Source organism: Fibrella aquatica (genome assembly GCF_041321135.1).
Taxonomy (GTDB): Bacteria; Bacteroidota; Bacteroidia; order Cytophagales; family Spirosomataceae; genus Fibrella; species Fibrella aquatica.
The window spans coordinates 472,229-499,027 of sequence record NZ_JBGGWF010000002.1 but is presented as its reverse complement, the minus strand read 5'-3'; the positions used below and the strand labels follow the sequence as shown (position 1 = coordinate 499,027).

Annotated in this window: 23 protein-coding genes; 15 read left to right on the top strand and 8 right to left on the bottom strand. The window is 51.2% G+C overall.

Going from position 1 to position 26,799, the window contains the following annotated elements:
- Positions 1 to 46: 46 nt before the first annotated feature.
- Both ACAW87_RS05960 and ACAW87_RS05955 read right to left on the bottom strand, forming a co-directional pair.
- On the bottom strand, positions 47 to 499 hold the full coding sequence (locus ACAW87_RS05960; protein ID WP_370722242.1) for a GNAT family N-acetyltransferase: 453 nt from the start codon (positions 497 to 499) through the stop codon (positions 47 to 49).
- Positions 496 to 1,521 (bottom strand): RluA family pseudouridine synthase, encoded by a 1,026-nt coding sequence (locus tag ACAW87_RS05955; RefSeq protein WP_370722241.1) that lies wholly within the window; start codon positions 1,519 to 1,521, stop codon positions 496 to 498. Before ACAW87_RS05955 ends, ACAW87_RS05960 begins: the two co-directional genes overlap by 4 nt.
- A gap of 70 nt (positions 1,522 to 1,591) precedes the next feature.
- Here ACAW87_RS05955 and ACAW87_RS05950 point away from each other — a divergent pair, with 70 nt between their 5' ends.
- The 7 genes from ACAW87_RS05950 (at position 1,592) to ACAW87_RS05920 (ending at position 6,917) form a co-directional block, all read left to right on the top strand.
- On the top strand, positions 1,592 to 2,512 hold the full coding sequence (locus ACAW87_RS05950; RefSeq protein ID WP_370722240.1) for a 1-aminocyclopropane-1-carboxylate deaminase/D-cysteine desulfhydrase: 921 nt from the start codon (positions 1,592 to 1,594) through the stop codon (positions 2,510 to 2,512).
- Positions 2,513 to 2,632: 120 nt separating this feature from the next.
- A complete protein-coding gene (cobT, locus tag ACAW87_RS05945) occupies positions 2,633 to 3,667 on the top strand; it encodes a nicotinate-nucleotide--dimethylbenzimidazole phosphoribosyltransferase (RefSeq protein ID WP_370722823.1) in 1,035 nt (344 codons plus the stop codon).
- Positions 3,668 to 3,710: 43 nt separating this feature from the next.
- Positions 3,711 to 4,496, top strand: a complete 786-nt coding sequence (locus ACAW87_RS05940) for an adenosylcobinamide-GDP ribazoletransferase (protein WP_370722239.1) — start codon at positions 3,711 to 3,713, stop codon at positions 4,494 to 4,496.
- Between the two features lie 7 nt (positions 4,497 to 4,503).
- On the top strand, positions 4,504 to 5,301 hold the full coding sequence (locus ACAW87_RS05935; protein ID WP_370722238.1) for a HipA family kinase: 798 nt from the start codon (positions 4,504 to 4,506) through the stop codon (positions 5,299 to 5,301).
- Positions 5,279 to 5,662 carry a DUF3037 domain-containing protein gene (locus tag ACAW87_RS05930; protein WP_370722237.1) on the top strand — a complete coding sequence of 128 codons (384 nt, stop codon included), beginning with the start codon at positions 5,279 to 5,281 and terminating at the stop codon, positions 5,660 to 5,662. Before ACAW87_RS05935 ends, ACAW87_RS05930 begins: the two co-directional genes overlap by 23 nt.
- On the top strand, positions 5,659 to 6,318 hold the full coding sequence (cobC, locus tag ACAW87_RS05925) for an alpha-ribazole phosphatase family protein (protein ID WP_370722236.1): 660 nt from the start codon (positions 5,659 to 5,661) through the stop codon (positions 6,316 to 6,318). The genes ACAW87_RS05930 and cobC overlap by 4 nt, the downstream gene beginning before the upstream one ends.
- Before the next feature lie 56 nt (positions 6,319 to 6,374).
- Positions 6,375 to 6,917: a DUF6580 family putative transport protein gene (locus tag ACAW87_RS05920; protein ID WP_370722235.1), complete on the top strand. Its 543-nt coding sequence runs from the start codon at positions 6,375 to 6,377 to the stop codon at positions 6,915 to 6,917.
- A gap of 142 nt (positions 6,918 to 7,059) precedes the next feature.
- Here ACAW87_RS05920 and ACAW87_RS05915 read toward each other — a convergent pair whose 3' ends face one another.
- On the bottom strand, positions 7,060 to 7,614 hold the full coding sequence (locus ACAW87_RS05915; RefSeq protein WP_370722234.1) for a fasciclin domain-containing protein: 555 nt from the start codon (positions 7,612 to 7,614) through the stop codon (positions 7,060 to 7,062).
- 327 nt (positions 7,615 to 7,941) lie between these two features.
- On the bottom strand, positions 7,942 to 10,161 hold the full coding sequence (locus ACAW87_RS05910) for a S9 family peptidase (RefSeq protein WP_370722233.1): 2,220 nt from the start codon (positions 10,159 to 10,161) through the stop codon (positions 7,942 to 7,944).
- Between the two features lie 96 nt (positions 10,162 to 10,257).
- On the opposite strand from ACAW87_RS05910, the gene ACAW87_RS05905 reads away from it, so the two are divergent.
- The 3 genes from ACAW87_RS05905 (at position 10,258) to ACAW87_RS05895 (ending at position 12,582) form a co-directional block, all read left to right on the top strand.
- Positions 10,258 to 10,962 carry an RsmE family RNA methyltransferase gene (locus ACAW87_RS05905; RefSeq protein WP_370722232.1) on the top strand — a complete coding sequence of 235 codons (705 nt, stop codon included), beginning with the start codon at positions 10,258 to 10,260 and terminating at the stop codon, positions 10,960 to 10,962.
- A 46-nt stretch (positions 10,963 to 11,008) separates the two neighbouring features.
- Positions 11,009 to 11,686 carry a DUF4159 domain-containing protein gene (locus ACAW87_RS05900; RefSeq protein WP_370722231.1) on the top strand — a complete coding sequence of 226 codons (678 nt, stop codon included), beginning with the start codon at positions 11,009 to 11,011 and terminating at the stop codon, positions 11,684 to 11,686.
- A gap of 95 nt (positions 11,687 to 11,781) precedes the next feature.
- Complete coding sequence (locus ACAW87_RS05895; protein ID WP_370722822.1) at positions 11,782 to 12,582, top strand: acyl-CoA desaturase; 801 nt, start codon at positions 11,782 to 11,784, stop codon at positions 12,580 to 12,582.
- Between the two features lie 149 nt (positions 12,583 to 12,731).
- On the opposite strand, the gene ACAW87_RS05890 is transcribed toward ACAW87_RS05895, so the two are convergent.
- Both ACAW87_RS05890 and ACAW87_RS05885 read right to left on the bottom strand, forming a co-directional pair.
- The gene (locus ACAW87_RS05890; protein WP_370722230.1) at positions 12,732 to 13,862 is read right to left on the bottom strand and encodes an FG-GAP repeat domain-containing protein; all 1,131 of its coding nucleotides are present in this window, start codon (positions 13,860 to 13,862) and stop codon (positions 12,732 to 12,734) included.
- A 66-nt stretch (positions 13,863 to 13,928) separates the two neighbouring features.
- On the bottom strand, positions 13,929 to 14,924 hold the full coding sequence (locus ACAW87_RS05885) for a glycoside hydrolase family 43 protein (protein ID WP_370722229.1): 996 nt from the start codon (positions 14,922 to 14,924) through the stop codon (positions 13,929 to 13,931).
- A 448-nt stretch (positions 14,925 to 15,372) separates the two neighbouring features.
- On the opposite strand from ACAW87_RS05885, the gene gltB reads away from it, so the two are divergent.
- From gltB to ACAW87_RS05860, 5 genes are all read left to right on the top strand, one after another.
- Positions 15,373 to 19,968 (top strand): glutamate synthase large subunit, encoded by a 4,596-nt coding sequence (gene gltB / locus ACAW87_RS05880; protein ID WP_370722228.1) that lies wholly within the window; start codon positions 15,373 to 15,375, stop codon positions 19,966 to 19,968.
- Between the two features lie 5 nt (positions 19,969 to 19,973).
- Positions 19,974 to 20,300, top strand: coding sequence for a DUF6883 domain-containing protein (locus ACAW87_RS05875; protein ID WP_370722227.1), 327 nt, complete (start codon positions 19,974 to 19,976; stop codon positions 20,298 to 20,300).
- Between the two features lie 9 nt (positions 20,301 to 20,309).
- Complete coding sequence (locus tag ACAW87_RS05870; protein WP_370722226.1) at positions 20,310 to 20,540, top strand: DUF4926 domain-containing protein; 231 nt, start codon at positions 20,310 to 20,312, stop codon at positions 20,538 to 20,540.
- A gap of 102 nt (positions 20,541 to 20,642) precedes the next feature.
- Positions 20,643 to 22,133 carry a glutamate synthase subunit beta gene (locus ACAW87_RS05865; protein ID WP_370722225.1) on the top strand — a complete coding sequence of 497 codons (1,491 nt, stop codon included), beginning with the start codon at positions 20,643 to 20,645 and terminating at the stop codon, positions 22,131 to 22,133.
- Between the two features lie 274 nt (positions 22,134 to 22,407).
- The gene (locus tag ACAW87_RS05860; protein WP_370722224.1) at positions 22,408 to 23,061 is read left to right on the top strand and encodes a hypothetical protein; all 654 of its coding nucleotides are present in this window, start codon (positions 22,408 to 22,410) and stop codon (positions 23,059 to 23,061) included.
- Here ACAW87_RS05860 and ACAW87_RS05855 read toward each other — a convergent pair whose 3' ends face one another.
- Together ACAW87_RS05855 and ACAW87_RS05850 are read right to left on the bottom strand one after the other, a co-directional pair.
- Positions 23,062 to 24,075: an alginate O-acetyltransferase AlgX-related protein gene (locus ACAW87_RS05855; protein WP_370722223.1), complete on the bottom strand. Its 1,014-nt coding sequence runs from the start codon at positions 24,073 to 24,075 to the stop codon at positions 23,062 to 23,064.
- On the bottom strand, positions 24,072 to 26,765 hold the full coding sequence (locus tag ACAW87_RS05850; RefSeq protein WP_370722222.1) for a hypothetical protein: 2,694 nt from the start codon (positions 26,763 to 26,765) through the stop codon (positions 24,072 to 24,074). The genes ACAW87_RS05855 and ACAW87_RS05850 overlap by 4 nt, the downstream gene beginning before the upstream one ends.
- Positions 26,766 to 26,799: the final 34 nt, after the last annotated feature.

Here is a 26,799-nt window from a genome sequence, read left to right as displayed (position 1 = left end):
CTCCAAACCTTGCACGCGGATGCCAATCTACGGAAACAATGGATCGTTAAAAATCCAGATGGCAGTTGGTCCAGCCGTCGTCGAAGCGGGTGCCGAACTGTTTGTAGAAACCAATAGCGGGCTCATTCCAGTCGAGCACCTGCCACATCATGCCGGTGCAATTCAGTTCACGGGCTTTAGCAATGGTGGCATCGAGCAGCACCTTACCCAAGCCCTGACCCCGGTGGCTTTCTGTGATAATGATGTCCTCCAGATAGAGTCTTTTTCCCTTCCAGGTCGAGTACCGGAAATAATAGAGCGAAATGCCAACGAGTTTCTTCGTGATGTCATCTTCGGCTACCATGAAATGAAACAGCGGATTAGCACCAAACCCATCTTCGCGAAGTTGCTCAACGGTGTTGGTCATTTGGTCGGCGGCTTCTTCGTAAACAGCCAATTCAACAATCAGGTCGAAAACCTGGAGAATGTCGGCTTCAACGCCGGTGCGGATGGTGATCATACTTTGTTACGCCACTTGTCTAGAGTAGCCTGAAAATCTGTGGGTAGGGGTGAGTCAAACTGGTACCATTCCTGGGTACGTGGGTGTTCAAAACCAAGCGAACGGGCGTGGAGGGCCTGTCGGGGCAAGAGGGCAAAAGCGTTATCGACGAAGGCCTTGAAGGTTCCGTTGGGGTTTCCCCGCAAAATCTTGTCGCCGCCATAAGTTGCATCGTTGAAGAGCGGGTGGCCGATATGCCGAAAGTGAGCCCGAATCTGGTGGGTACGTCCGGTTTCCAGGTTACATTGCACCAACGAGACGTAGTTTAGCGCCTCTAGCGTTTTGTAATGCGAAACTGACCACTTGCCTTTCGTCTCGTCATCGTAGACGGTCATCACTTTCCGGTCGCTGGCCGACCGGCCAATATAGCCCGTAATCATGCCGTCGGCCGGGTCGGGAATACCCCAAACCATCGCATTGTAGGTACGTTCGATGGTATGCTCGAAAAACTGCCGGGCTAGGTGACTCATAGCGAACTCGGTTTTGGCGATCACCATCAGGCCAGACGTGTCTTTATCGATGCGGTGCACCAGTCCGGGGCGGCCTTCTCCGTTGCGGGTAGTAGGCAGGTTTTGCAGGTAGTAGACCAGCGCGTTCACCAGCGTACCATCCCAGTTGCCGTGGGCGGGGTGAACCACCATGCCGGCAGGTTTATTTACCACCATCAGTTCATCATCTTCAAAGACAATGTCGAGCGGAATGTTTTGTGGAATGATGGTGGTGTCGCGCATCGGGTGAGGCAGCGAAACCGTAATTAAATCAACGGGTTTGACTTTGTAGCTGGCCTTCACAACCTGACCATTCACTTTCACGCCGCCCGCATCAATGGCCGACTGTAGTTTGGTGCGTGAAGTAGTCGCTAATTTCGTATCCAGAAACCGGTCGATCCGAAGCATTGCCTGGCCCGCATCGACTACGATTCTGTGATGCTCGAACAGGTCATCTTCTTCAATATCGTCTGGCTGGGTATCTTGATCGATCATAATGTACGTGGGCAACGGTCAGGGCATAGTACCCGGCCTGTCGCCCCTAATTTCCCCAAAATTACACACCATGAGCGATTTAGCGGCTCACCTTAACCAGATTGTCGGCCATTCATCAATAGACTACCTACCCGATGCCTTTCCCGAGCCGGTCCCCATTCGCCTTTATCTGAAGCGCGACGACTTGTTACACCCTCTGGTATCGGGTAACAAATGGCGCAAACTGAAGCACAATCTGCTCGAAGCCAGCCGATCAGGCTTCACAACCTTATTGACGTTTGGCGGGGCTTATTCCAATCATTTATATGCCACAGCCGCCGCTGGACGGGTTTTTGGGTTTCAGACGATCGGTATTGTCCGGGGCGATGAACTGGCGCACAAACCGCTGAACCCCACGCTGGCGTTTTGTCGGGAACAGGGCATGACTCTTTACTTCGTTGATCGGGCCACGTATCTGCGGGCCGAAGATCCAGCGTTTCTAGCTGAACTTCAGGTACGTTACGGTCCCTGCTATACGTTGCCCGAAGGCGGCACAAACGCGTTGGCGATCAACGGCGTGGCTGAAATTATGCCCGAACTACACGAGCAACTGGGTAAATGGCCAACGGTGGTGGCCGCTGCGGTAGGTACAGGCGGCACGTTGGCGGGACTGATGCAGGCGGCTCCCTCAACGGTTCAGGTGCTGGGCGTTTCGGCCCTGAAAGTGCCCGAACAGAGCGTTGCCAGCTTTGCGGGATTGCCGGGTGTACTACCCCCAAACGTGACTATCTGCACCGATTATCACCACGGCGGCTATGCCCGAACAACGCCCGAACTACTCCGCTTCATACGCGATTTTGAGTGCCGGACCGGTATTCAGCTAGAGCAGGTTTATACGGGAAAACTGCTGTTTGCGCTATATGAACTGGCCCGGCAAGGCTGTTTCCCCGATCAGGCTCGGGTGGTGGCCATTCATACCGGCGGGATACAGGGCCGAAGCGATCAAATCTGAGGGTGGACGGTACTGTCAAACGCAAACGGCCGCCAATGCCAAGAGTCGGTAGCAGAAAGTGTCGTCGACAATCGAACTTGTTTCGCCAACTTTGTGTCTTCGATTCATTTCGCCATCAACATGCCCGCTTCTGTACTCAACCGTTCGCTCGAATCCCGCTTACAGCACCTGATTGACCATAAAACAAAGCCCCTGGGGTCGCTTGGACAGCTCGAAAAGCTGGCCTTACAAATTGGTTTGATCCAGCAAACGGAAACGCCCGTATTAACCAATCCGCACATTCTTGTCTTTGCCGGTGATCATGGCATTGCGGCCGAAGGTGTAAGCGCTTACCCCGCCGAGGTGACCTATCAGATGGTGCTCAACTTCATGCAGGGCGGCGCAGGCATCAACGCCTTTACTCGACAGAATGGCCTTCGACTGCTGGTGTGCGATGTGGGTGTGCGGGGTACGTTCGAGGCCAACACGCCCGAATTTGTGAAATTTAAAGTGCAGCCGGGTACGCAAAATATGCGCTTCCAACCCGCCATGAGTTCCGACGATACCGAAGCCGCAATGGATGCCGGTCGGCTTCTGGTGGATGGGGTGCAGCATCGGGGGTGTAACATCGTTGGCTTTGGCGAAATGGGAATCGGCAACACTTCGTCGGCCGCGTTGCTCATGCACCGCCTCCTTGACCTGCCACTTGATCAGTGCGTTGGGCGCGGAACCGGGCTAACTGACGAGCAACTGACGCACAAACTGGATATACTGACCGAAGTGGCCAGCCGTTACGCCCACCTGACCGAGCCAATGGACTTGTTGTCGGCCATGGGTGGGTTTGAACTGGCCGCTATTGCGGGTGGTATGCTCCGGGCTGCCGAAAACGAAATGGTCATTCTGGTCGATGGTTTCATTACAACGGCGGCCTTGCTGGTTGCGCGCGCGCTAGACCCCGCCGTAACAGACTACTGCATTTTCACCCATCAGTCTGACGAACATGGCCACCGATTAATGCTGGAGCAACTGAACGCCAAACCATTACTCAATCTGGGCTTACGCCTCGGCGAGGGAACAGGCTGTGCGCTGGCTTATCCGCTGGTACAGGCCGCCGTGACCATGCTTACCGATATGGCCACGTTCGACAGTGCCGGAGTGTCTACCAATCAGGCCTAACAGCGGCAAAGCCTTCTCCTACTACCGTGTTTCCAGTTTACCTATGAAAACTCTTTTCTTCACGGCGTTGATGTTCTATACCCGGTTGCCGGTGCCGAAAGGCATTGACCACTCGGAAGATCTGCTGAACCGGTCTACGCTCTTTTTCCCCTTCATAGGCTGGATCGTGGGCGGTATTGGCGTGGGTACGTACTGGATCGCCAGCATCCTGTTTCCACCCGAACTGGCCGTTTTGTTCAGCATGGTCGCCACGATCTGGGCAACGGGTGCGTTCCACGAAGATGGCTTTGGTGATGTGTGCGACGGATTTGGCGGCGGCTGGACAAAAACACAGATCCTGACCATCATGAAAGATAGTCGGCTGGGTACGTATGGCGTGGTGGGGTTGGGTTTGTTGCTGGCGATTAAATTTTTTGCGCTGATGAAACTACTTCCCGGCGAACCCTTCGGCTGGAAACTGGCGTTGAAATACGTCTCGGCGCATAGCCTGAGCCGCTGGGTAGCTACTACGCTTATTGCCAGTATGAGCTATGCCCGTGAAGACGAAATGTCGAAAGCTAAACCCATTGCCAAAGGTGGTATTGTGGGTTGGCCGCTGGTGATCGCCACTTTTTTCGGGCTGGCACCAACCATTCTGCTGATTGTGTTAAGCGGTTTGTGGATATACATCACCTTCCTGATACCGCTTTGGCTGGTCCGGTGGCGACTGATGCGCTTCTTTACCAAGTGGTTAGGTGGGTATACCGGCGACTGTTTGGGAGCTACTCAACAACTGACCGAAGTAGTGGTTTATCTGTCATATGTTTCATTAGTCTGGGTAAGCGTTTAGCAAAACGGTGAGTCAACACGAGATACAACTACGAACGGTTAATGTAACCAGGTACGTTACCCCGCTTCGCGAAGGCGGTTCACTACCCGCGCTGGTCGAGGCCGACGATGATTTTTTGTACGTGCTCAAATTCAGGGGTGCGGGGCAAGGGACCAAAGCCCTGATTGCCGAACTTATCGCCGGCGAACTGGCCCGAACTCTAGGCTTCCGAATACCTGAAATTGTGTTCGTAAACCTGGATCCCGCCTTTGGTCGAACGGAACCCGACGAAGAAATTCAGGATCTGCTGAAAGCCAGCGCGGGGCTGAATTTGGCCCTCCATTACCTTTCCGGGGCTATTACGTTCGACCCGCTGGTAACCACCGTTGACGCGCGGCTGGCCTCGCAGATTGTGTGGCTGGATTGTTTCGTGACTAACGTAGACAGAACGGCCCGCAACACCAACATGCTGATGTGGCACAAAGAACTGTGGCTCATCGACCATGGCGCGTCGCTGTACTTTCATCATAGTGGTCAGCCCTGGGAAGAGCAGGCTCGCCGTCCGTTTGCCTCCGTAAAAGACCATGTACTGTTGCCACAAGCCGCAGAACTCACCGCCGTTGATGCCGAGTTTAGGGCCATATTGACCACCGAACGTATCCGGGAAATCGTAGCCCTGATTCCCGACGATTGGCTGCTGACCGAAGGTGCCGAACTCTCGCCAGCCGACCAGCGTGAAGTGTATGTTCAGTTTTTGACGACCCGGCTTGCTGAGTCGGACCGATTTGTAAACGCCGCCAACGATGCCCGACATGCACTTGTTTGAATATGCCGTCATCCGCGTGGTACCAAGGGTAGAACGGGAAGAGTTTCTGAACGTAGGGGTCATTTTGTACTGTGCCTCGCAGGGATTTCTGCAGACCCGTTTTCACCTGCCCGCCGAGCGGTTGCTGGCTTTTGCCAACGTACCTGATCTGGATGAGATTACGGACCGGCTCCGGGCTTTTGAGCGTATTTGTGGCGGACGAAAAACCGGCGGGCCCATCGGTCAGTTACCAATTGCATCCCGTTTTCGCTGGCTTACGGCCACACGCAGTACCGTGGTGCAAAGCTCGCCGGTGCATCCGGGTCTTTGCGCGGATCCCGAACAAACCCTTGACCGGCTATATACACAACTTGTTTTATGACGACAATCTATCTGATCCGGCATACCGAAGTAGCCGTTGGGAAATCGGTCTGTTATGGCGGTACCGACGTGGAACTGGCTGATAATTACGCTGCACAGGCATTGGGGCTAGTCAGGCATTTGCCCGATAAAGCACCTGATGTTGTCTTTTCCAGTCCGCTGAGCCGTTGCCGTCAACTGGCCGAAGATCTTGTCTTTTCGGGGTTTTCTACCAGTGAAGAGCGGCTTGAGGTTGCCGGGAAAAGGCGGCTGACCGGGTCGGCCACGGAGTCTCCCATTTCCTTTAAGCTCGATGACCGCTTGCGGGAGTATCACTTTGGCGATTGGGAAATGCAACCCTGGAGTGCCATTCCACGCGAAGAACTCGATGCCTGGATGGTAGATTTCGTGAATCTGGCCCCGCATTACGGCGACTCTTTTCAGGAGGTATATGACCGGGTTAGTGCTTTCTGGCGTGATGAAGTGTTGCCTTTAGCCGATGCCGAGCAACCCAAAACAGTCTATATTGTTAGTCATGGCGGCGTAATCCGGGCTTTGCTGTGTTTAATCCTGGAGTTACCTTTGCAGAATGCCTACCGGCTCCACCTCGACTATGGCGCGGTTTCCAAACTAGCCGTTCAAAATGGGACCTACACGGTAGCCTACATCAACCGCTAATAAAATAAAGGGTATCCAAACCTATTCAACGATTTACAAACGGTCTATTTTCTTCTATGAAACCACTTCATATTCGCCTGACTACTACGGCATCACTCGTGCTACTTGTTGCTCTTTCGCGGTTCTTACCTCATCCGCCCAACGCAACGCCGGTGATGGCTATGGCTTTGTTTGGCGGTGCTCTTTTTGAGCGCAAATGGCTGGGATTTATCATTCCCATGCTGGCCATGCTGCTCAGCGATGCCCTGATCGGCTTCCATGGCACCATGGGCGCTGTATATGGCTCGCTGGCGTTGGGCTGGCTTATTGGTGTTGTTGCCCTGCAAAGGCCTACGTTCAGCCGGGTTGTAGGCGGTTCGCTGGCCGCGTCGATCCTGTTTTTCCTGATCACAAACTTCGCCGTTTGGTTTGGCAGCAGCTATTATCCGCAAACGGCGGGTGGGCTGTTGGCCTGCTACACCGCTGGTATGGCTTTCTACAACAACCAGTCGTTTTTTCTGAATGGTATCCTGGGCGACCTGTTTTTCAGCGGACTACTTTTCGGAGGTTATGCGCTTCTTCAGCGTCGTTTCCCCGTATTGCGGCCAACAGTAGCATAAAACGCTTTTCTTTCTTAGCGAAAGCCCTGCCTGATTTGGCGGGGCTTTTTTTGTGAGTAGAATCTCAAACTGGCAACGTACCCACAAAAAAAGCCCGGACCATTGGGTCCGGGCACATCTACATAGGTAGTAAATCGTGCGCCTAGTTAGGCATCAGCACGGTATCGATTACGTGAATTACGCCATTCGATTGATTGACATCGGCGATCGTCACGGTTGATTTGCCACCTTTTTCGTCGGTCAGCATAATTTTTTTGCCTTTCTGAGTAGCCGTCAGTGTGCCGCCAGCTACCGTTTTAAGCGTAGCTTTTCCGCCGCCGCTTTTGATTTGGTTCATCAAATCCATGGCACTTACTTTACCAGATACCACGTGGTAAGTCAGGATTCCGCTCAGCATGGTTTTGTTTTCTGGCTTCACCAGTGTTTCAACTGTACCGGCTGGCAACTTCTCGAATGCCTTATTGGTAGGCGCAAACACGGTAAACGGACCTGCACTCGACAGCGTCTCTACCAAACCGGCTGCTTTAACCGCCGCCACCAGTGTGGTATGGTCTTTCGAGTTTACGGCATTCTCAACAATATTTTTCGAAGGGTACATCGGTGCACCACCTACTGTTACTGTTTTCTCCTGGGCAAAAGCTCCCGTACTGATCGCGGCTACGGCAAGCATTGAAAAAAGAAGTTTAATCGTCTTCATGTTGTGTAATTAGTAATACTGATTTTGTGAGTGAAACTATGTGCGATCGATCGACGGGAAGACCTACGGGATAAGTTGCTGGTCTGGATTTTGTAGACTAATAAATAATTGTTAAGTGATTGATAGTTAGTCATATAAATTTGAAAGTCTCTTGATCCTTAAGCGAATATCGGCTCCGCCTGAGGAAGAAGTACGAAAAGAAACTACTCAAAAAAAGTCGAGTCCCTGCCCATTGATGTTCAATGGGCAGGGACTCGACTTTTTAATTGATCAGAACCAACTAACAACACATAAAAGCACGTTGCTATGGCTGACTTTGACTGCTGTTTAGCGAGCACCCGGTGGACAATTTTTCTTCAGAAAGTCAGTGTACATCGTGCTCAGATGCTGCCGTGTGCCCGCCCCTTCATAAATACCATGAGACCGGTTTGGGTACGCTATGAATTGAAACAGCTTGTTGTGCTTTATCAGCTCATCCAGCAACATCTCGGCATTGGCATAATGCACGTTATCGTCGCCTGTACCGTGAATGTACAGGAGGTTTCCTTTCAGGCCTTTGGCGTGCGTAATGGGTGAGCCTGCCACAAAATCTTCCCGGTTTTCCTGTGGCAATCCCATGTACCGTTCCTGATAGATGTTATCGTAGGTTAATTGGTTGGCTACGGCGGCTACGGCAATACCTGTCTGATAAAGGCCTGGATATTGGAACAGTAAGTTCAGCGTGGTTGATCCGCCGCCGCTCCAGCCCCACACAGCTACCCGACTGGTATCGATGAACGCGTGGCGGGCAAAGAGTGCTTTAGCACCCAGCGCCTGATCACGAATGTTCATTCGGCCAATCTGCCGGTAAATGCTTTTACGCCAGGCAGCCCCTTTCAAAGCCGGTGTTCCCCGGTTGTCGAGGGCGGCGTAGATGTAGCCTTCTTTCAGCATATCGCCCATGAAAAGGTCGTTGTTCCCGGCCGAAAATACATCGTTAGTCGTCACTGCCGCCGGCTCACCGTATACCTGAAAAACAATCGGATAGCGTTTGGTACTGTCGAAAGCGGGTGGTAGGGCCATCCAACCGTCGAGGGTGACGTTTTCGGAAGTGGTCACGGTGAAAAACCGAATATTTTTTCCTCTTGCCTGCGTTGGCCGCGCCCCAGCATTGGCCCGCAACGGCGCATGATCGGGTAATGACACCCACTGACGCGATGGGGGAGTGGTTGCATTGGTAAACGTATGCATGGCTATCTGCCCGTTGGGCGACACCTCGTAACCATGCGTTCCCGCCTGGTTCGCGGGCGATAATCGCTCTGCTTTGCCCGATCCGTTGAGGGGAACCCGGAAGAGGTACCGTTGAGTGGCATTATCGGGTGAGGCAGTGAAATAAACGTACCCGTTTCCGCCACTTCGCTCATCGATGCGCTCCATTTCGGCCATATCGTAGTTACCAGGCGTTAGCAACGTCTGTGATTTGCCATCGCGGCTGAGCTGGTAAATGTGCCGCCATCCGTCTTTTTCAGAGACCCAGATAAATGAATTGCCTCCGTTTGTCCATTCCCAGCCGGTTGGATCGTCGCCATTCCAGCGTGCCTTAATATCGATCCAGGCATTGTCCGTTTCCTTGAAAATAGGTGTAACGGTGTTTTTGGCTGGCTGACATACATACAGGGTACTCTCATTCTGTTTGCGGTTCAATTGCTGAATAATGAGTTCATTGCCAGTGGCTTTGGTCGATGGGAACCACTCGGCACGGACCAGATAATGTTGGGCCGGATCGCCGGGAATAGCCAGCCACTTGGTCTGTCCACCTGTAGCCGACACTACGCCGAGACGGGCAGGAGAGGGGGATTCGCCCACTTTGGGATACTCGACGGGAATGGTATACGAATAGATCGAATCGGTATTGTTGATCATCAGAAAATCCCGGATTTTGCTGGCGTCGACCTGCCAGTAGAGCAGTTGCTTGCTGTCGGGGCTCCAGCGAAAACCATCGCGGCAGCCAAATTCTTCTTCGTAGGCCCAATCGAAGGTGCCGTTGATGCGTCTCCGGGTGCCGTCGGTAGTGAGTTGCGTTGTTTTGCGGGTCGCAATTTCTTCTGAAAAGAGATTGTTCTTGCTAACGTAGGCCACCCGTTTCCCGTCGGGAGACAGCTTGGCGTATAGCATCGACTGACTGGGCTGATTGGCTCCAACCTGCCGCAACGTACCTAGGCTTCCATCGGCGTTTTTCCGGGTAAGCACGTAGTAGTCGCCGCGGGTATTATAACGCCACACACGCGCCGTGTTTGTGAAAATCAGGACCGTGTTCGAATCACTGCTAAAAGCGAAATCGGCGACTGTGACGGGCGTTTTGCTGCCCGTTGGGGTGAGTTGGGCTACTGATACCAGTTCTGTTTCGGTGCCGCTCCTAACATCGGTGCGGACAATCGCGTTTCTTGTACTGGATAAGGTTGCATTGCCGTCGGCCGACCAGCGAACGGCTCGTGAACGAAACTGAGCCGGGGCCAAATGGACTGTCAGCAACCCGGTAATCAGGAGTAGGGATCGATAAAGGTGCATAGATGATGAATTGAAAAAGTGAAGTTACGTGCTTTTTAAACAGGTGACCCGCCCTTACTGTCGTTTCACTATTTTTACGGCCACCATTTGGGAATTATGCACCTTTTTTATCAGCCTGCTCTTACACCCGCCGATGCCGCGGGTCTGCTTACCGACGACGATGCCCGGCACGCCACCCGAACCCTCCGCCTAGGCGTTGGCGACGTAATATCCGTTACCGATGGGCGCGGAAATCGGTACGATAGCGTTATAACAAGAGCCGATAAACACTGCGCATTTCGGATTGTATCAATCGAGTCGACGCCACCTCGCCCGTTTTCGGTGCGTATTTGCGTGGCACCGACCAAAAATCTGGATCGGATAGAGTGGTTTGTTGAAAAAGCGGTTGAAGTGGGTATCGAACGCATCAGCTTTTTCATCGCTCAACACTCAGAGCGGCGGGTGCTCAAACTGGACCGGATAGAGAAAATAGCGGTAGCCGCTATGAAACAATCACTCCAGTGCTGGCTACCAAAGCTCGACGATGCCATGCCGTTTGCCAACTTAGTGCCAACAGTTGCTGAAAGTCAACGTTTCGTGGCTCATCTGCCCGAGAACGTACCTGTGGGCTCGCTGATGCGAACGGCTGAGCCTACCGGGCAGTATGCTGTTTTAATTGGCCCGGAAGGTGATTTTTCGGCATCCGAATTGCAGCAGGCTACACAGGCGGGGTTTCAGATGGTCACGCTTGGTCCAAACAGACTGCGCACCGAAACGGCGGCATTGGCCGCCTGTCAGGCCCTGAATTTTTTGAATCAGTAGTTATCGCACCGTTATCGTTTAGTCAATCAGGAATACCAACCGATCTATGAAAAAGCTGCCCGCTATTGCCTTATTCGTGTTTGTTCACTGCTTTGTATTTGTCGACCTGGCAAAGGCGCAACCGTATGCCTATCGCATTGCGAAGCTTAAATATAACGGTGGCGGTGACTGGTATGCCAACAAAACGGCCTTGCCCAACTTGATCAAGTTTGCCAATCAACAGCTTCGCATGAATATTTTTCCTGAAGATGATATTGTAGATGTGGGAAGTACCGATCTGTTTTCGTACCCGTTTGTACACATGACCGGGCACGGCAACGTGTCTTTCTCTGAAGCCGAGGTGCAAAACCTGCGACGCTATTTGATGTCAGGTGGTTTCATCCACATCGACGATAATTACGGGCTTGACAAATTTATACGCCGGGAGATGAAGCGCGTTTTCCCGGACTTGTCTTTCGTAGAGCTGCCGTTCTCACACCCGATCTATAATCAGAAGTTCAAGTTCCCGGCTGGTCTGCCCAAGGTGCACGAACATGATGGGAAAGCCGCTCAGGGATTTGGCCTTATTTATCAGGGCCGATTGGTGTGCTATTACAGCTATGAGTCAGACCTGGGCAATGGGTGGGAAGATCAGGCGGTATACAATGATCCGGAGTCGGTGCGGCAGGCGGCCCTTCGCATGGGCGCAAATTTATTGCAGTACGCCACGACAATAGCCAACTAAATGCCCCTAAATTTCGTATATAAGGCATAGCAACCCGGAAAAATTGTATTTTTGTTCTGTTTGTTGTCTAACACCTTTTAACGTATTAACCCGTGATATACGTCGTAGCCGCCTTTGTCGCGCACTGGTATCTCTCTCTATTTTGTCAAACGTTTTTCCTGCATCGGTACTCGGCGCACAAGATGTTCTCGATGAGCAAGTTCTGGGAACGTTTCTTCTACGCGCTCACCTACATTTCGCAGGGGTCGTCGTACCTGAGCCCACGGGCCTACGCCGTGTTGCATCGGATGCACCACGCGTTCAGTGATACGCCGAAAGATCCGCATTCGCCGCATCACACGAAGAATGTATTCACGATGATGTGGCAAACGAAAAATATTTACAACGCCGTGTTGCACCGCAAGCAAGCCATCGAACGTCAGTTTGATCGCAACTACCCCGAGTGGAACCTGATCGAAAAATTAGGTGATTCGTGGGTTTCGCGGGCTGGTTGGGGTATTGCCTACAGCTTGTTCTACATCTTTGCGTTCATTTACCTGGACATGCATTGGGCGTTCTTCTTCCTGCTGCCCGTACACTTCGTGATGGGACCGGTACATGGAGCTATCATCAACTGGAGCGGCCACAAATACGGATACAGCAATTTCGATAACCACGATAAATCGAAAAATTCACTGATGCTTGATGTGGTGATGATGGGCGAATTGTTCCAGAACAACCACCACAAACGGCCCAATGCTGCCAACTTCGGAGCTAAATGGTTTGAGTTTGACCCAACGTACCCCATGATCAAAGTACTGTCGGGCTTGAAGATTATCAAGATGCGCCCCGCCAAGGCTACGGCTGAGTTTGAAACCGGCCACGATCGCCGTGTAGAGGAAACGGTCAGTCACTAACTGCACCAGCCAATAAAATGACCGATGGCCTGGATCAAAGCGCACTTACCTCGCTTCGATCCAGGCCATACTTTTGTCGTTCCTCCTAAAAGGGCCACAGTCGCCTTTTTTCCACTATCTAACGTCTGATGGCCAACGCCCAGTGAGCTTTACTTTTCATTGAAAAAGACGTATAACCCATCTTTTCCGGCTACTACGATATCGGTTCGGCCAGTACGGCGGAGATCGGCGGTGGCAAACTGAATACCGGTCCCCTTTCCTTCACCGGCCTGACCAAAGCTGATTACGTTCTTCCTGAACACGCCTTTATCGACGTTAAAATAATAGAGGCCAACCGGATCATTGGCTCCGGGGTCGCTGTCGTTATGCGCCCGGAAACGCTTGCCTGTTACCAGTTCAGGCCGACCATCACCCGTAATATCTACCCATTTCATGACATGATATTGCGCGTTTTTTTCGTCTATGTTGTGTTTCGTCCAGGTACGTTGTCCATTCGAACCCTTCGCCTGACTGTACCAGTGTAGCCCATACCCATGCCCTTGCCCAACAATCAGGTCGGCTAATTTATCGCCATTCACATCGACGGCTAAGACGGGTACACTAGCCGTACCGAGGCTAAATTCTGCGTGGAAAGTCCAGGTCGGATTGTTCCGGTCTCCGCCTTGCTCAAGCCAGCCGTCGCTGATAATAAAATCGCCGCGTCCATCGCCGTTGATATCCCCAAAGCCCAGGCCGTGGCCCTGGGTGGAGTGGACCACTACCGATTTAAACGTGTGATCGGGTTGATATTTCAGGTAAACCAGCGGTTTACCGGGATTATTAGGGCAGATTTCCAGCTTACCATCGCCGTCTACATCCCAGGCACAGGTAGTCTCTACATTGCCGACCTGAGCTATTTCGTGGATCGGCCAGTCGCCTTTGGGTACGTTCTCCAACCAGCGTAACCGGCCGCTCCACCAACCGCCCGTAATAATATCCGGTCGTCCATCGGCATTGACGTCGAAGGGAATTGTCGAAAAGTCGTCGTAGTACTGGTCTTCGCGTTTCTGGTGGCCAATCAGGTGCCGTTTGCGGAAAGTAGGTTGCGCGCTGCCATCGTTCTCGTACCAGAAATCGCCGGATACAATATCCAGTGTACCGTTCCCATCTACATCTACTACCCCGGCCGATTCATAGCTTTCGGCCGCCACGAAATATTTCACAAAACGCGGGGGATTGGCCGATTCGGATAAGGCAAAGCCAGAGAGAAGCAGACTGGTGAAAGCGAGGAGTGGTTTCATAGGTCGAGTTTTTCAGGTACGTCGTTATGCGCGTGGATTAAATTCCTCGGATCAACACCACTTTAGTTACTTCATCCGGTTGGCCGACACGCCTTCTTTTGTAATCTGAACCGGTTTTATGCCTCCTTTCTCATCGAATTCAAGGCGGTCGATGCAGGTTTCGCGGTGATTACCATCGGTTTCGGTTAGTGGCCGACGGTGATACACAATGTACCAGGCATCGGGTTCGCTACCTTTCTTGCCGGGTACCCTAAGCATAGAGTGGTGACCAGCCCCAGTGGCCACGTTAGGATCTTGCTGCAGAATTTTCCCCACCCGCTCGAAAGGTCCGAATGGTGAATCGGCCACGGCATAAGCTACTGAATAATCGGGGCCTGTCCAGCCTCCTTCCGACCACATAAAGTAGTATTTACCTTCCTTAATGAACATCACAGGGCCTTCTACGTATCCTTTTGGGGTTATTTCGCGAAACGTAGAGCCATCTGAAAAGGGGATGAAGCCTTTAAAATCGCTGGTCAATTTGGCAATGTTGCAATGGCGCCAACCGCCATAGATCATATAATATTGGCCGTCTTTGTCCTGAAAAACGAACTGATCGATTGGCTGAGCTCCGTTATGAATTTGGCCAATGAGTGGTTTACCCAGGTAATCGCGGAATGGCCCTTCGGGTTTATCGGCCACGGCTACGCCAATGCCGCCTACTTCGCCTTCGTGTACATCGTTGGCCCCGAAAAACAGAAAATACTGACCTCCCTTTTCAATCACAGACGGAGCCCACATGGCCCTCTTAGCCCATTTTATCGCTGTTGTATCGACAATACGGGGGTGTTTGGTCCAGGAAACCAGATCGGGCGATGAGAAAGCGTCCATAAAGACCTGTTCTTTGTAGGGGGCAGAAAAAGTGGGATAAACCCAGTATTTCTTTTCGAAAACAGCCACTTCGGGGTCGGCATACCAGCCCGGAAAGATTGGGTTGCCCGACATTTTTTTTGATACTTTCTGGGCGTTGACCATCGGGTAGAGGGTAAGCAGCAGCAATGCAGTGAACAGACAATAGCGCATAGGGTCGTTGATTGTTTGATTTCAAAAGGGGAAAAGGCTTTTGAATTACCCCTAAGAGGCTTTGTTGCGCTACCCGTTCAGCCATATTTTAGTTGGTTTACCCCCCTTAGTGGTAGCATTACTTCTATAGCCTGTAAATGTTAATTGGCTATTAAGTTGCTTACATATGAAAGTATTCATTGTAAAATAGTCATTTTTGCAGGAGTTTTATTACTAAATACATAATTGTCTGGTTGAGAACGAAATTGGGTGAATTCGCCTTTTTACCAAACAAAGCAACGTGTATATTGCGTGGCTTTCATCACAAACAAATACGAATAACCGTCCCTTTAGTACGTCGTTTATTCGAGACCAGAATCGCTCGTTGTTATCATCGTAATACAGCGTCGGTTCCAATGAGCCGCATTTCGGCTCGACGGCTACCGGCCACCTAACCTACATCTCGTTTATGGCTGACCAAGTCGACCTGAGTACAGATCAACCTGTTCAAGCGGGTTTATACCGTTCTGAATTTGAGCACGACAACTGCGGTATTGGGTTCGTTGCCCACATTAAGGGCCGTAAATCCCATCGTATCGTGTCGGATGCGCTGTCTATGCTCTGCCGGATGGAGCACCGGGGTGCGGTTGGCGCCGAAGGTAATTCGGGCGATGGGGCCGGATTGCTGATTCAGATTCCACACGAATTTTTTGTTGATGAATGCCGTAAGCTAGGCGTTCATCTGCCCGCTGCCGGTGCCTATGGCGTAGGCATGGTTTATTTTCCGAAAGATGTCTGGCTGCGCGAAGAATGCCGGGCTGTTCTGAATCGGAAGATGAAAAAGCTTGGTCTTGAACTGCTTTGCTACCGGGTTGTTCCGGTAAACAACAGTAACCTGGGCGGTACCTCCCGCTCTTGTGAACCACAAATGGAGCAGGTGTTTATTAAACGCCCCGCTACCGTAACCAACACCGATGATTTCGAGCGTAAGCTGTACGTATTGCGCAACACGAGCACCCGGATCATTAATGAGACCATTTCGGGTGTTGGCGATTTTTACTTCTCGTCGCTGTCGTGCCGGACAATCACGTATAAAGGACAGTTAACCACCGAGCAACTCGAGCCGTACTTCCCGGATCTGGAAAACGAAGATGTGGTGTCGGCTCTCGGCGTAGTACACTCGCGTTTTTCAACCAATACGTTCCCCGCCTGGCGACTGGCGCAACCCTTTCGGTATATTGCCCACAATGGCGAGATCAACACCGTAAAAGGTAATGTAAACTGGATGAAGGCTGCCGAATCGCTGCTGGTGTCGAGTCAGTTTACTCCTGAAGAGATGGACATGCTATTGCCCATCTGTGACCCTACCCAGTCCGATTCCGCTAACCTGGATAACGCCATTGAGCTGCTGGTAATGAGTGGTCGCTCGCTGCCCCATGTAATGATGATGCTGATTCCCGAAGCCTGGGACGGTAACACACACATGGACCCCGTTCGGAAAGCGTTCTACGAATACCACGCCGCCCTGATTGAACCCTGGGATGGCCCCGCCTCTATTTCCTTTACCGATGGCCGCATTGTGGGCGCAACCCTCGATCGGAATGGCCTGCGTCCATCGCGTTTCTGGGTGACCAACGACGACGTGGTTATTATGGCTTCTGAGGCGGGTGTATTGGATATTGACCAAAGTAAAGTGGTCAGCAAGGGCCGGCTTCAACCCGGAAAAATGTTCGTGGTCGACATGGAACAGGGCCGCATCATTGCCGACGAAGAGATTAAGCAATCGATCTGTTCGGCGCAGCCTTATCAGCAGTGGCTCGACGAGAACAAAATAAAAATTGCGGACCTGACAGCCCCGGCACGTACCTACAGCCGGTACGATGAAAAGGCGCTGCTGCGGATGCAACAGGCATTTGGCTTCACTACCGAAGACCTGCGCATGATTCTGGCTCCCATGGTGGAAACAGGCAAAGAAGCGCTGGGTTCGATGGGGACGGATGTGCCGTTGGCTATTCTGTCGGAGCAAAGTCAGCACCTAAGCCATTACTTTAAGCAACTGTTTGCCCAGGTGACCAACCCGCCCATCGATTCCATTCGGGAGCGGGCTATTATGTCGCTGATTTCGTTTGTTGGTGCCACAAGCAACCTGTTGACCGAGTCTCCCGAACATTGTCGGCAGGTAGAGTTGGAGCAGCCGGTTTTGACTACTCAGGAGTTCGACAAGCTACGGTTTATTGACCGCCCGAATTTCCAGGCGAAAACGGTGAATACCCTGTTTCTGGCCGATGGCAAAGGTGAATCGCTCGAACGAGCTATTGACCGGGTATGCCGATACGCAAAAGATGCGATTGAGGATGGCTACTCGATTCTGGTCTTGTCTGATCGGGCTATCGACTCTAACCACGCGCCTATTCCTTCATTACTGGCAACGGCTGCCGTTCACCATTACCTGATTCGGGAGGGGCTGCGCGGTAAAGTGGGTATATTGGTTGAGGCAGGTGATGTGTGGGAAACGCACCACGTAGCTACCCTGATTGGCTACGGTGCATCGGCAGTGAACCCTTACATGGCGTTTGAAACGATTGCCAGCCTGAGAGAAAAGAATCAGTTACAGGTTGATTACGATCTGGATAAGCTAAACAAAAACTACATCAAGGCGGTCAACGGCGAGTTGCTGAAGATTTTCTCGAAGATGGGCATTTCGACGTTGCAGTCGTATCAGGGTGCCATGATTTTCGAGTGTCTGGGCCTGAACAAGTCGGTCGTTGATCATTACTTCAGCGGTACGGTGTCTCGTATCGGCGGTATGGGTCTGGCCGAGATTGCCCGTGAAGTACTGGTTCGTCACCACACGGCCTTCCCACCCATTCCATCGGTATCGGCCCGGCGGCTGGAAGTGGGTGGTATCTACCAGTGGAAACAGCGCGGAGAGAAGCACATCTTCAACCCTGACACCATTCACCTGCTCCAACAGTCAACACAAAAGAACGATTATAAAATCTTTAAGAAATACAGTCAACTGATTGATGATCAGACTAAGAACGCGCTCACATTGCGCGGTCTGCTGACCTTCAAAAAATCGACGCCGGTACCTATCGAAGAGGTTGAGCCTGTCGAGGCAATCTTCAGGCGCTTTGCTACCGGGGCCATGTCATTTGGCTCTATTTCGTGGGAAGCGCACACCACGCTGGCCATTGCCATGAACCGGATTGGTGGAAAAAGCAATTCGGGCGAAGGAGGAGAAGACGAACTTCGTTTCGCCCCCCTGGCCAATGGCGATAGTATGAACTCGGCTATCAAGCAGGTGGCATCGGGCCGGTTTGGGGTGACAAGCTATTATCTGAGCAATGCCCGCGAGTTGCAGATCAAGATGGCGCAGGGTGCCAAACCCGGTGAAGGAGGACAGTTACCCGGTCATAAAGTAGACGACTGGATTGGACGTACCCGGCACAGTACACCTGGCGTAGGTCTGATTTCGCCCCCGCCACACCATGATATTTACTCGATTGAAGATCTGGCCCAGCTAATTTTCGATCTCAAGAATGCCAACCGTGCCGCCCGTATCAGTGTAAAACTGGTATCGGAAGCAGGTGTAGGTACCATTGCAGCCGGGGTTGCCAAAGCGCACGCCGACCACATTCTGGTGTCGGGACACGACGGAGGAACCGGGGCTTCGCCGCTATCGAGTATCCGCCATGCGGGATTACCCTGGGAACTTGGCTTAGCCGAAACGCACCAAACACTGGTGAAAAATAAGCTCCGTGGCCGGGTAACGGTGCAGGCCGACGGACAAATTAGAACAGGTCGCGATTTGGCTATTGCAGCCATGTTGGGCGCTGAAGAATTTGGCGTAGCTACGGCGGCCCTGGTAGCGGCGGGATGTATTATGATGCGTAAGTGTCATTTAAATACCTGCCCGGTAGGCGTTGCCACACAGAATAAAGAACTCCGGGCCATGTTTACGGGTAAGCCCGAGCATGTGGTGAATATGTTCACTTTTATGGCCGACGAACTGCGCGAGATCATGGCCGAACTCGGATTCCGTACGGTAGCCGAAATGATTGGTCAGGTTCAGATGTTGCAGATGCGTTCTGATATTTCTAACTGGAAATATAAAACGCTCGATTTGTCGGGTATGCTTTACCGGGAGCCAGAAAGCCTGGATGTTGCTCTGTACAAACAGGAAGATCAGGATCATGGTATTGATCATATTCTTGACCGTCAATTGATTGAGTTGGCTCAGCCATCGTTGCTTCGTGCTGAATCGGTATACGGCGAGTTTTCGGTGCAGAACATCAACCGGAGTATTGGCACGATGCTGTCGAACGAAATTTCGAAAGTGTACGGTGGCCCCGGTTTACCAACCAATACCATTCACGTAAAAATGCGTGGTACGGCGGGTCAGAGTTTTGGGGCTTTTACTACTGCCGGTGTGCGTCTTGAACTGGAAGGTGATGCCAATGATTACTTTGGTAAAGGCCTTTGCGGTGCGGAGCTGATCGTTTACCCCGACCGGACAGCCACCTTCAAGCCCGAAGAAAACAGCATCGTTGGTAACGTATCGTTCTATGGTGCCACTTCGGGCGAAGCCTACATCCGGGGCATGGCTGGCGAGCGATTCGGGGTACGTAACTCGGGCGCGAAAGTGGTAGTAGAGGGTGTGGGTGACCACGGTCTTGAGTACATGACAGGCGGTTTGGTGATCATCCTTGGTCAAACTGGTCAAAACTTCGCGGCTGGGATGTCGGGTGGTGTTGCTTATGTCTACGATGTCGATGGCACGTTTGCGCCGAAGGTAAACCGCGAAATGGTGAGTCTGGAAGCACTTAATGAGGAAGATCAGGGCATTGTTCGGCAGTATGTAGAGAAGCACTTTCAGCACACGACCAGTAACGTAGCGTTGTCGCTGATTCAGGATTGGGACACGCAAATCGCTAAATTCGTGAAAGTGTTGCCCGACGATTTCAAGCAGGCTTTAGCTAGCCGGGGTATCGCACTAAGTGACCAAATTCGTGACAAAAGCGTTGTTTATCAGGATATCGTCGTCGACGCCACACAAGGCTAGTGGGCATGAAATTGCCGAATTGTGAACAGGCACTCGTTCAGGAGATTAAGCTCACGGGCTATCTTCTGAACGAAGAAAATTCGAAAGGAAAATCGTATTTATATAACCGGATCGGTTTTACCGTAACAAATGCTTCTTTACTCAGTAACGCGTTGACAACACTGGCTTGTAGCGGTGAGGTTACCGGAACACAGCAAACCGAATTTGGCCTTAAATACTTTGTTGTCGGTGAATTAATGAATCCAATGGATAGGCACGTTGTTGTATTGAGTATCTGGATATTTGATCAAAACGGCCTTTTTCCCAGATTTGTTACGGCTTACCCAAACTGATGTAGCATTATGATCGAATTGTTCAAAGAAGCGGTTTTATTGATTGATCTGCCCGATAAAGGCTTGATGAAAGGTGATGTGGGCGTTGTCGTCGAAATCTACAAGGATCACAAAGCCTATGAAGTCGAATTTATGACGAAGGAAGGTCGAACATTTGCTGTTGAAACACTCTATGCCGATCAAATACGTGCAATCGGTAAACAGGATGTTTGGCATGTTAGAGAGCTGGCAATCATCTGATTTTCATTAGTCTGATTTTGCTAACCAATCACGTATATAACAAGTAGTTTCCTTTTCATAGGAGCATTATTCATACTGCTATTCTTTCACTCATTACCACTAATGGGAAAACCTACCGGATTTTTAGAATTTACCCGCGAACTGCCTAAAAAGCGTGATATCACCGCGCGGTTGCACGATTATAAGGAAATTGAACAGCCTTTTTCGGAGGCAGATAGCCAAAAGCAAGCAGCTCGTTGTATGGACTGTGGCACCCCGTTTTGCCACAGCGGGTGTCCACTTGGGAATATTATTCCCGAATTCAACGACGCCGTGTACGAACAGAACTGGGAATACGCCTGGGAAATCCTGTCGTCGACCAACAACTTTCCTGAGTTTACCGGCCGTATCTGTCCGGCACCCTGTGAATCCGCTTGTGTGTTGGGTATCAATAAACCGCCCGTTGCCATCGAGTTTGTTGAGAAGTCGATTGCCGAGGTAGCATTTGCCAAGGGCTTCGTAAAGTCAACTCCTCCGCTGAAACGCACCGGCAAAACGGTAGCCGTTGTGGGCTCTGGTCCCGCCGGATTGGCGGCGGCGGCTCAGCTTAATAAGGCCGGTCATACGGTAACGGTATTTGAACGGGCCGATCAGGTTGGCGGTCTGTTGCGGTACGGCATCCCCGATTTCAAGCTTGAAAAATGGACGATCGATCGCCGTTTAGCGGTGATGGAGGCCGAGGGTATCACGTTCCGTACCGGGGTGAATGTTGGCGTCGATGTGAAAGCCAAGGATTTACTGGCCGACTTTGACCTGGTTATGCTAACCGGTGGGTCAACTGTACCGCGCGATCTGCCGATACCGGGTCGGGAGTTGAAAGGTGTTTACCCCGCTATGGAATTTTTGAGTCAGCAGAATAAGCGGGTTGCTGGCCGATCCGTGACGATAGATCACCGGGGTGTACCGTATTACAACGGCGAACTGCTGGCTACGGATAAAAACGTCGTGGTAATTGGCGGGGGTGACACTGGCTCCGACTGCGTAGGTACGTCGAACCGGCACGGGGCAGCTAGTGTAACGCAGATTGAACTGATGCCGATGCCGCCCAAAGAGCGGGCCGACAGCACACCCTGGCCACACTGGCCAATGATGCTACGCACCAGCACCAGCCACGAAGAAGGGTGTGAACGGCGCTGGTCGATCAACACAAAAGCGTTTATTGGCGACGAAGAGGGTAACCTCAAAGCGCTCCGGCTGGTAGATTTGGAGTGGAAAAACGAAAACGGCCGGATGCAGATGGTTGAAATGCCAGGCACCGAGCGCGACGTTCCCTGCGAACTGGCGTTACTGGCCGCGGGTTTCCTGCACCCACAACACGAAGGTTTGCTGACGGATTTGAATCTGGAACGCGATGAGCGAGGTAATGTGAAAACGAACAACTACCAAACCGTCTCTAATCCAAATGTATTTGCGGCTGGCGATATGCGTCGGGGCCAATCACTGGTTGTGTGGGCAATATCGGAAGGTCGTGAAGCGGCTCGTGCTGCTGACACGTACCTGATGGGCGAGAGCATGCTGGAGGCTAAAGCGGTGTCTATGCTGGCTACCGCCTGATCGATCAGTTAGTTAAGTAAACATAATAGCCCGAACGTTGGTAATAGACGTTCGGGCTATTATGTTTAAGCGTATTATAGTTCACGACTGTTCGGTACCTTGTATGCAACAACCAGATTATCGCATTAAGCTGCTAACAAACAGGTTACCACTTTCCGTATTTACCTGTTTCAGTATATTCTTTTTCAGTGCCTGTCAGTCTGTTACTGACACAGAACCGAACCGTTTATCCGGTACATATCTCCTCACAAGTGTAAAACCTCTGAATGAAGATATGGCAGAGGATTCTGCATTGAACAGTAACCTGAAATTATTGGAGTATAGTTTCTATTTTTTTACGCCCGATGGTGTTGGACGACGGCTACTAAACGGGCGATACTCGGAAGATAACTATGTACTGGATAATGCCGAGTTAACCCTGTTCGATGATAAATTCAGTCAGGTTGTTCTAAATCGACAGTCATTGGCAATGTTGGCTGTGCGGCAGGTGAATGGTCAAAACGTAGTTTTACGCTATAAAGCCTACCGGCTACCAATGCCCACCGACGAATTGCGGTTTCATGCACTTGCCCGGGTTGCATTTACGCACCCAATTAAATCAGAGACCGATGAACAAATAAAGGAACGGGTGAAAAACACACTCTACTTTTACTCACTCTTCTTTAAAGCGGTCCATCGAAACCGTTTCAACCGGTTTAAACCAGCGGCTATCTACCTGCCAATTCGTTATTATCGCCGTGGTATCGGGGTTACCACCTCCTTCGATTCAACGGCCACCTGGACAACACTTTATGCCACAGAAGCCGATGCCCGTAAGGCGCAGCAGTTCATGAGAAAAGCCGCAATGGCCCTAAAAAAGTATCCGGTTCGAGAGAATGGTATTCAGCAATATGCGCTTGTGCTCGAGCAAATGGCTGATACGCTTTAATTAGTGTAATGTGTTGGCGATTGTGTTAAGCCAAAGGGCACGGCCGGTACAGTTCCAGTGTGAATCGCCTAGTGCATAAACCGATTTAGTCTGTTGACGGTACAGGCTGTATATATCAACCACAGGTACGTTCAGATCTGGGTGACGCTGAACTCGTTCGATCAGGTAATTATATGGTTTAAGCGTTGGATCGAGAATAGTGGCTTTATTAGGAATTATTGATAGAATAACTTTATCGAAACCCACTGACTGATAGTGTGTTGCCGTTTTATTGATAGTACTAACCAACCCATTCACTTCCTGGTCTGAAAGCGGAGACGTACCTGCGTTGAGCAATTTGGTTGAGTCGGTATCGAGGGCGATGAATAGATGTTCCTTATTTTGAGATAGCGATACGTTCGGGCTCACCCGCTCAAAAAAAGCCAGATTGAGTGTTGCTTTTAGTTCTTTGAACCACAAGAAAATAGCCTGGCTGAAGAGTACAGTTTCGAGTCGTTCTTCTATACCCTCCGAGTGAATAGCGTCAGCAAGCTGCTTGCCTAGTGAGGGGACATCTGTTTCTGGACTGTTCGTTCTGTTTGTGTCTTTTACCACAAGCAAGTTCTGGATAGATGCTGATGCAGCAGCGTGTTCCCGAAAATGACGTTCCACCGATTCGATTAGTAATACATTATGGGCCGCCGGATCTAGCTGCACCGTGTCTTGTTTATCCCATTGCACACGTTTGAAATAAGAAACTGGTAAATCCTGTTTTCCTAATCGTTCAGGTTCAGTAAAACTGTCGCCAATTACATACAGATGCGTACGGGCCGTGTCGGATAGGAATGTTCGGGGTGGGCAGGGAGCAACTGGGTCTTTGAACTGAGGCAGGTTCGATAACCGATATAGATCACCGTATTGATAGTCGTCGGCAATAACGTTGGTTTTATACAGATACCGCATCATCGTTTGCGAGCATCCGCCAAGCCACAATAGGCAAACAACCAGAAGAAGAAGAATTTTAGTGAACTTCATCGAAGACGAATAGTGAATAGCTGAACGGCTTTTTGAATACTGCTCACAATATACAGTTCATTGGTCTGCGCATCGTACTGGAGCGTCACCGGAAATAGACTGGGTATGGGGCGGTCGCCAATGCGCTGGCCGGTCAGCGTATAGAGTGTAGTAAAGTTGCCCGATTTTACGGCGAGCATATCAACGCCATTCCCAAGTCGGTGATATTGTAGGTGGGTGTCTGCCGGACGAAGGTTTCTAAGCTCAAACTGCCTTGTTCCGGCGGCATCCAGGATGGCTACGTCGGTGTCGGTATAACGAAGTAACACGTAACCGGTTTGTTCGGTATCAGGGAAAAGCCGGAAAAGTCCACCCCGAAGTGGTCTGTACAATTGTTTTCGTTTAGCAATAAGCCCGTTGGCGTTTAGGGATAATAATTCGCCCGACGTGGTAATCGTAGCAATTCGGTCTTCGGCAGGAAGCCAAAGGGCAGGGCCCGCAAATCGGGTACTATCTCCCTGTGGATCAAGTAGTGCCGGGAAACGGGGCGTCTGCAGCAGACCGGCTTTCCCGCCCTGATCGGTCCAGCGATTTAGCATACGGTTGGTCTGTAAGCCTAGTACAGAGGCTGTTTGACCTTGGTTAATAACTTGAAACGGAAGCAATAGGGGAGATGGGGTTCGGCTACTAAATAGACGGATCAACTTTTGCTGTCGACGATCAAGACCATAGATAGACCCGTCGCGGTGAGCGATGAGTGCCACTACATCGGGTAATTGACTACTACCGCTAAATCGGGTAATTAATGATGTTTCCAGTCCAGACGGTCTGCTAATTCGCTGAAGCTGAACGGTACGATTGCCTAAATCGGCGATATACAGAGACCGATCTGTCAGGAACAGATACTGAAGACGGCCATTGTTGCGCCAATCCACACCAATTACGTTGCTACGTATAGCGCCATCCGTGGTATCCTGCACAATTTTATCCTTGTCGGTGGTCAAAAGCACAAATTGTCGGGCAGAATTTTGTGCCCAAATCTGAGCGTTCGGATCCGCCAGTCGACCAACCACAACGGGCGAAGCAATCAAACTGGCGTTGAATGGAATTCGTTTGCGCAGCAGGACTTTGTTAAGAACAGTTGTGTCGGCCTGCCGGGTTGTTCGTCCTAGTACTACTGTCGACAGGATATGATCTTCTCCATAGGAAGCTTGATAAGCGAGGTTTTCGACCTGACCGAATGGGAATGTACCCAACAACGACTGCCAGGCGGTGGGCCAATTCCGCATAACAGATAACCCTGACCGATTGAGCTGGGTAAACGTAGTCAGGTGGGCGGGGCGTAGGGTCTGATTCAGCAGTTGATTCAGTCGGTTGTTGGTTGTCCAAACGGCTTTGCTATTCAGTTGTGTCAGGTACGTTTGCAATGCGGCCTCTGAGTTGCCGAGTATAACGTACCTGTCATGTTGAGTGATCCAGGTTTGAGAAAAACCGGTAAATAGGTTAGAGAGTAGGGTTGCCGGCAGTTCGTTGGTGGATAAAGGCAACAGTTGATGACCTAGAAACGAACGCGGTGCTCCCGCCTTACTGGCTCCTAGTCGGTACGCTATTTTTTGAATGGCCTGGCTCAGGGCGCGTACATCCGTTGCTTCCAGCACAATAATCTGACTGGTGGCTTCGCTCGTCGCTTCAGAACGGCACAATAATAAGTCGCCTGCTAACGCGGCGTAGAAATCAGGTAAAAGAGTTTCTGAACGTTCAATACGCTCTTTAAGATACTCGTTATCAGTATCTTTCATTAGATTAATGAGTGCTTTACCGAAGCGGGGGCTATCTGACAAGCCTACATGATACAGCGTAGCCACCCTCGATGGAATCAGATTTCCGCTACGAATACGATGTGGCGTTTGGCCAGCAAACAGATTCGCGACCGCCTGCCGATCACCAACGGCATCGGAGGCAAATCCCAACCATTGGGTAGGTGACGCTGACCGCCGAAATTGGAGGGTCATTGTTTGGGGAAGAAACACACGTAACAATGATCCTGACGACGTTTTATCAGCCAGTAATTTGTCGATCGTTTCTGAGCGCACGTAGAGCGTAGCCAGATTATCGGGTGAATCGGGTAAAGTAATACCGGTAGCGTGTATCGTTTTCTGAAGGTGCCGGGCCACATTTTCGGCCAGTACACCCGAGGCGCTACCGATCAGGCAATTGTTGTGTAGCAGATAAAAACCATACGACTGATTGGTCAGGTCGCGCAGGTTATAAATGGTTTGGCCTTTGTATTGGCGGCTGAGCACCCGAAATCGATTAGGGTCGGGGCGTTGTAATTGCTCAACCAACAATTGATCGTTGGCCACTGGAATATAAAAAATAAAGTCGAGGGCATCGCGGGTGACTTGATGCAGCGAATAGCGAATGTTTTTGCGGGTTAAAAAACGGGCGGCTCCGCTCGAATCGAGTCCTGAAGCGATAACGCGTTGAAGCCGGTCGGCAGCCGTAGCGAAGAGGGGAAGTTGCCGGATCGATAACCCTCGCTGTACGTTTTTGAAAGTATATTGTAGTTCACGGCTATCAACGATCAGTTGGGCGTCGTCGGGAACGTAGCTGGCAATAGATTGCCGGGTTCCGGCCCAATACTGGTACCCCAACCATGCCAGCATGGCCAGCACGGCGCTACCCAGTAGCCACCATACGGGTCGTTTCATCGCGCAGTAATCATAAAAAAAGGCGGCTGGCAAG

What these genes read in the sequence shown, in the direction of transcription:
- ACAW87_RS05960 (WP_370722242.1), bottom strand. Translation starts at nt 499, where the DNA reads ATGATCACCATCCGCACCGGCGTTGAAGCCGACATTCTCCAGGTTTTC.
- ACAW87_RS05955 (WP_370722241.1), bottom strand. Translation starts at nt 1,521, where the DNA reads ATGATCGATCAAGATACCCAGCCAGACGATATTGAAGAAGATGACCTG.
- ACAW87_RS05950 (WP_370722240.1), top strand. Translation starts at nt 1,592, where the DNA reads ATGAGCGATTTAGCGGCTCACCTTAACCAGATTGTCGGCCATTCATCA.
- cobT (WP_370722823.1), top strand. Translation starts at nt 2,633, where the DNA reads ATGCCCGCTTCTGTACTCAACCGTTCGCTCGAATCCCGCTTACAGCAC.
- ACAW87_RS05940 (WP_370722239.1), top strand. Translation starts at nt 3,711, where the DNA reads ATGAAAACTCTTTTCTTCACGGCGTTGATGTTCTATACCCGGTTGCCG.
- ACAW87_RS05930 (WP_370722237.1), top strand. Translation starts at nt 5,279, where the DNA reads ATGCCCGACATGCACTTGTTTGAATATGCCGTCATCCGCGTGGTACCA.
- cobC (WP_370722236.1), top strand. Translation starts at nt 5,659, where the DNA reads ATGACGACAATCTATCTGATCCGGCATACCGAAGTAGCCGTTGGGAAA.
- ACAW87_RS05920 (WP_370722235.1), top strand. Translation starts at nt 6,375, where the DNA reads ATGAAACCACTTCATATTCGCCTGACTACTACGGCATCACTCGTGCTA.
- ACAW87_RS05915 (WP_370722234.1), bottom strand. Translation starts at nt 7,614, where the DNA reads ATGAAGACGATTAAACTTCTTTTTTCAATGCTTGCCGTAGCCGCGATC.
- ACAW87_RS05910 (WP_370722233.1), bottom strand. Translation starts at nt 10,161, where the DNA reads ATGCACCTTTATCGATCCCTACTCCTGATTACCGGGTTGCTGACAGTC.
- ACAW87_RS05905 (WP_370722232.1), top strand. Translation starts at nt 10,258, where the DNA reads ATGCACCTTTTTTATCAGCCTGCTCTTACACCCGCCGATGCCGCGGGT.
- ACAW87_RS05900 (WP_370722231.1), top strand. Translation starts at nt 11,009, where the DNA reads ATGAAAAAGCTGCCCGCTATTGCCTTATTCGTGTTTGTTCACTGCTTT.
- ACAW87_RS05890 (WP_370722230.1), bottom strand. Translation starts at nt 13,862, where the DNA reads ATGAAACCACTCCTCGCTTTCACCAGTCTGCTTCTCTCTGGCTTTGCC.
- ACAW87_RS05885 (WP_370722229.1), bottom strand. Translation starts at nt 14,924, where the DNA reads ATGCGCTATTGTCTGTTCACTGCATTGCTGCTGCTTACCCTCTACCCG.
- gltB (WP_370722228.1), top strand. Translation starts at nt 15,373, where the DNA reads ATGGCTGACCAAGTCGACCTGAGTACAGATCAACCTGTTCAAGCGGGT.
- ACAW87_RS05875 (WP_370722227.1), top strand. Translation starts at nt 19,974, where the DNA reads ATGAAATTGCCGAATTGTGAACAGGCACTCGTTCAGGAGATTAAGCTC.
- ACAW87_RS05870 (WP_370722226.1), top strand. Translation starts at nt 20,310, where the DNA reads ATGATCGAATTGTTCAAAGAAGCGGTTTTATTGATTGATCTGCCCGAT.
- ACAW87_RS05865 (WP_370722225.1), top strand. Translation starts at nt 20,643, where the DNA reads ATGGGAAAACCTACCGGATTTTTAGAATTTACCCGCGAACTGCCTAAA.
- ACAW87_RS05860 (WP_370722224.1), top strand. Translation starts at nt 22,408, where the DNA reads ATGGCAGAGGATTCTGCATTGAACAGTAACCTGAAATTATTGGAGTAT.
- ACAW87_RS05855 (WP_370722223.1), bottom strand. Translation starts at nt 24,075, where the DNA reads ATGAAGTTCACTAAAATTCTTCTTCTTCTGGTTGTTTGCCTATTGTGG.
- ACAW87_RS05850 (WP_370722222.1), bottom strand. Translation starts at nt 26,765, where the DNA reads ATGAAACGACCCGTATGGTGGCTACTGGGTAGCGCCGTGCTGGCCATG.